A 3,545-nucleotide genomic window follows, 5' to 3' on the forward strand; every position below is an offset into this window, starting at 1 on the left:
GGGCCGCGAGTCCGTGCGACCGGATCGCGCGTCGGGGGGCCTGGGCCGGGTGGGGTGGGCGTCGCTGGTGCCGGGCTTGCGGGTCATCGCCGCCTCCTGAGCAGCCGGTACGGACTGTCAACAGTTGTTGGTCAACGCTTGTTGACAACGGTAGGTCGGCGGCTCTGGGAAGTCAACAGGTGTTGGCCTACACTCGTTGACATGGACGCCTCCGCTCTGCGCCCCTCTTCCGGTCCGGCCGACGAGCCCGCCGACCCGGCGGGGCCCGCTCCCCGCCCGCGCCGCTCCGACGCCACGCGCGCCGCGATCCTCGAGGCCGCCCGCGAGCGCTTCGCCGGCGACGGCTACGAACGCGCCACGATCCGGGCCATCGCCAAGGACGCGGGCGTCGACCCGTCGATGGTGATGCGCTACTACGGCAACAAGGAGGGCCTGTTCGCCGCGGCCTCGCACATCGACCTGCGGCTGCCCGACCTGGCCGCCGTGCCCCGCGAACGGCTCGGCGAGGTGCTCGTCCACCACTTCATGAACCGCTGGGAGGCGGACGACGTGCTGACCGCGCTGCTGCGGGTGGCCGTCACGAACCCCGCGGGCGCGGAGCGAGTGCGGACGATCCTGCGGGAGCGGCTGGCGCCGGTGGTCGCGGAGGTCTGCCCCGACCCCGCCGAGGCGGCGACGCGCGCGATGCTCGCCTCGACGCAGATCATCGGCATGGCCCTGCACCGGTATGTCCTGCGGATGCCGCCGGCGGTGGAGCTCTCCCGAGCGGAGGTCGTCGCCTGGCTGGCCCCCACGGTGCAGCGCTACCTCACGGCGGAACGCCCCTGAGCGACGGTGTCGCTCCGCGCCCGGGCCCGGTTCACCGGCAGGGGAGGGCCCACCCCCCGATGCGGAGGCCGGCGCCCGGCGCCGGTGAGGGCGCCGCTTCGAGGGCGTCGGCGACGTACGTGAGCAGGCTCGTGACACTCGGCCACGCCGGGGAGTCGGCGTGGCCGGTGCGGGTGTGGCGCACGACGCATCCGTGGAGGGGGCCGGGGCGCAGATCGATGAAGAGGCCGCCCCCTCCGGCGTCCCCCGCGATGGGCAGCCACTGGGGGAGCCAGACGGCTGCCGCTTCGTGCGGGTACAGCGTGCCGGCCGGTTCTCCGCCGCACCGTGCGAGAAACGCGTCCAGCTGATCGGCCATCGGGGAGGGAGCGGTCTCGCGTGCGACGCGCCGGTACAGGGCGGCGAGATCGAGGGCCTTGGCCACGGGATATGGGTCGTAGCGTTCCGGCAGGAGATGGCCGGGGTGGCGCGCGCCGGACGGCGGTTCGGGGGAGACGCCGTTGGCCCGGCGCCACCACGTCACCAGATCACCGGGGAGGGTGGCGCCCGTGTCCTGCTCCGCCCGGCGAAGCTCCGCGTCGCTCGCGGGCGGATTGAGGCGTGCCCGATAGCCCGGAGCGTGACGCCGCAACCACGCGTCGATGCGCCGCCAGGCGGCCGAGACCTCGGGTTCGGGCACGGTGCGGGGCTCCTCGGGGCCGAACAGCCGCTTCCGGCGCAGTGGATCTGTCGGCCTCCGCGGTGCGGTGGGTCAGGGCCAGACCAGGCAGTACGGCTGGTGGCCCGCCTCGTGGAGGCGGTGGGAGAAGTCCTGCCACTCGTGCAGGAGCTGATAGACGTTGAACGCGTCCCGGGGGCCGCCGCGGTCCGGGACCGTGGACCAGATGAACGCCGCCGCGCCCACCGTCTCCTCGCCCACGCCGCGCAGGGGGTCGACGACCGTCATGGGCAGCTTCACCACGGCGTAGTCGGGGTGCAGCACCACGAGCTCCAGGGGCGGCACCTTGTGCAGGGGTATGCCCTCGATGCCCGTGAGCACCATCGCCGCCATCGTCTCCGGCTTGATCTTGGTGAACATCCCGCCCATGCCCAGCTCGTCGCCGCCGAGCTCCTCCGGGCGCATGGAAATGGGGACCCGGGCCGCCGTCGCCCCGTCGGGCGCGCCGAAGTACTTGTAGGTCACCCCCACCCGGCCACCCCTGCTCCCACCACTGTCGGCATTCCGCCGATGACGTCCGCGCCTGGCCTCGCCGTGGGGAACCCCGGCGCGCTCCGGACCCCGGTCGCCGGTCCCCTCGCCCAGTTCGCCACCGCGCTGCATATCTCCACCCGACTGCTTTTCTAGGCAGCACAGCCCCCGCCGCGCAACCCGATCATCGTCTCAGAGACATCCCCAGTGAGCCGGGTGCGAAACGCCCGGCCGGGGGACCCCATGAGCCCGCGCCGCGATGGCTTGTGTGAGCTGTCCCAACGAGGCCCAGTCTCGCAGACCCAAGGGGGGCGGCGCCCGGTCGAGGGGAAGGAGATTCCACCCTGTCGCACACCGTCGGGTGATGTCCCTCCCCGCACGGACAACGGAGGGCTGTGCTCCAGTTACGGAGTGTATTGACAGTGCTCTCGTACGCCTGTTTGGATGATCTCGTTATGTCGGGCGCGAGGGCCGGTGGTTACGCCCGCGCTTCCGGCGCGAATCCCGGCGCGCCGTTTTCCCGTCCTTTCCGAGCAGATGGCGCGCGTCATGGTTCTGCACTTCTCCCGCTGTTCCTATCGCTATGGCCGGCGCGCCCCCGTTCTCGACGGTGTCGATATGGAGATGGCCGGTCGCTGCACCGTGTTGCTGGGGCCGAATGGCGCCGGTAAATCGACCCTGATGGGCATTGCCGCGTCCTGGCTCGCGCCGACCGAGGGCGCCGTGTCCTGGGACGGGCTGTCGCCGCGGCGCCGGGCGGACCGGAAGGCGTACCGGGCGGCGGTGGGCTGGCTGCCGCAGGACGTCACGCCCATGCCCGGCCTCACGGTGCGGGAGAACGTGGCGTACGCCGGCTGGCTCAAGGGAATGTCGCGGCGTTCCGCGTGGGACGCGTCGCGCGCCGCGCTCGACACCGTCCGATTGGGGCAACTGGCCGACCGCAAAGGCCATCAACTCTCCGGCGGTCAGCTCCGCCGCATGGGAATCGCCGGGGCGCTCGTCCATCGAAGCCGCCTTCTTCTGCTGGACGAGCCCACCGCCGGGCTGGACCCGTCGCAGCGGAAGGTGTTCCGGGATCTGCTGCTGGATCTCACCGACGGCCGCGGGGACGACCTCACGGAGGGCCGTAAGGGCGCCGTACGGATCGTCGTCTCCACGCATCAGACGGAAGATCTGCACGATGTGTACGACGACGTCGTGGTGCTCGACCGCGGTCGGGTGCGCTATCAGGGGCCGGCGCGGGAATTCCTCGCGCACGCCCGCGCCGACACGTCCCCGGAACGCCGGGCCGAAAGCGCTTACGCCCGGCTCATTTCCCGGGAGGCGTGAGAAATGCGCTGGCGTGTGATCTGGCGGGCCTCCGCGGCGACGTGGGCCGCGGTGGGCCTCGGGCTTTTTCTCTCGCTTCTCCTCAATGACACCCTGACGTCCTCGACCGCCCACGGCTACTGGCCCGCCGTGGCCGGCACCGCGAGCCTCGCGCTGACCTTCGTCACGCCCGCCTGTTCCGGGGCGGGCGCGTGGGAGG

Annotated in this window: 5 protein-coding genes; 3 read left to right on the plus strand and 2 right to left on the minus strand. The window is 72.2% G+C overall.

What is annotated here, in order from left to right; translation table 11 throughout:
- Positions 1–201 precede the first annotated feature (201 nt).
- The gene (locus tag ACSNOD_RS29730; RefSeq protein WP_436770183.1) at positions 202–828 is read left to right on the plus strand and encodes a TetR family transcriptional regulator; all 627 of its coding nucleotides are present in this window, start codon (positions 202–204) and stop codon (positions 826–828) included.
- 31 nt (positions 829–859) lie between these two features.
- Here ACSNOD_RS29730 and ACSNOD_RS29735 read toward each other — a convergent pair whose 3' ends face one another.
- Together ACSNOD_RS29735 and ACSNOD_RS29740 are read right to left on the minus strand one after the other, a co-directional pair.
- Positions 860–1,507 (minus strand): SMI1/KNR4 family protein, encoded by a 648-nt coding sequence (locus tag ACSNOD_RS29735; RefSeq protein ID WP_436770184.1) that lies wholly within the window; start codon positions 1,505–1,507, stop codon positions 860–862.
- A gap of 72 nt (positions 1,508–1,579) precedes the next feature.
- The gene (locus ACSNOD_RS29740; protein ID WP_436770185.1) at positions 1,580–2,149 is read right to left on the minus strand and encodes a hypothetical protein; all 570 of its coding nucleotides are present in this window, start codon (positions 2,147–2,149) and stop codon (positions 1,580–1,582) included.
- 417 nt (positions 2,150–2,566) lie between these two features.
- On the opposite strand from ACSNOD_RS29740, the gene ACSNOD_RS29745 reads away from it, so the two are divergent.
- Positions 2,567–3,346, plus strand: a complete 780-nt coding sequence (locus tag ACSNOD_RS29745; RefSeq protein ID WP_436770186.1) for an ABC transporter ATP-binding protein — start codon at positions 2,567–2,569, stop codon at positions 3,344–3,346.
- Positions 3,347–3,349: 3 nt separating this feature from the next.
- A partial coding sequence (locus tag ACSNOD_RS29750; RefSeq protein ID WP_436770187.1) for a hypothetical protein occupies positions 3,350–3,545 on the plus strand: 196 nt, incomplete at its 3' end.

Origin of the sequence: Streptomyces sp. URMC 123 (genome assembly GCF_051386515.1) — a bacterium.
Taxonomy (GTDB): domain Bacteria; phylum Actinomycetota; class Actinomycetes; order Streptomycetales; family Streptomycetaceae; genus Streptomyces.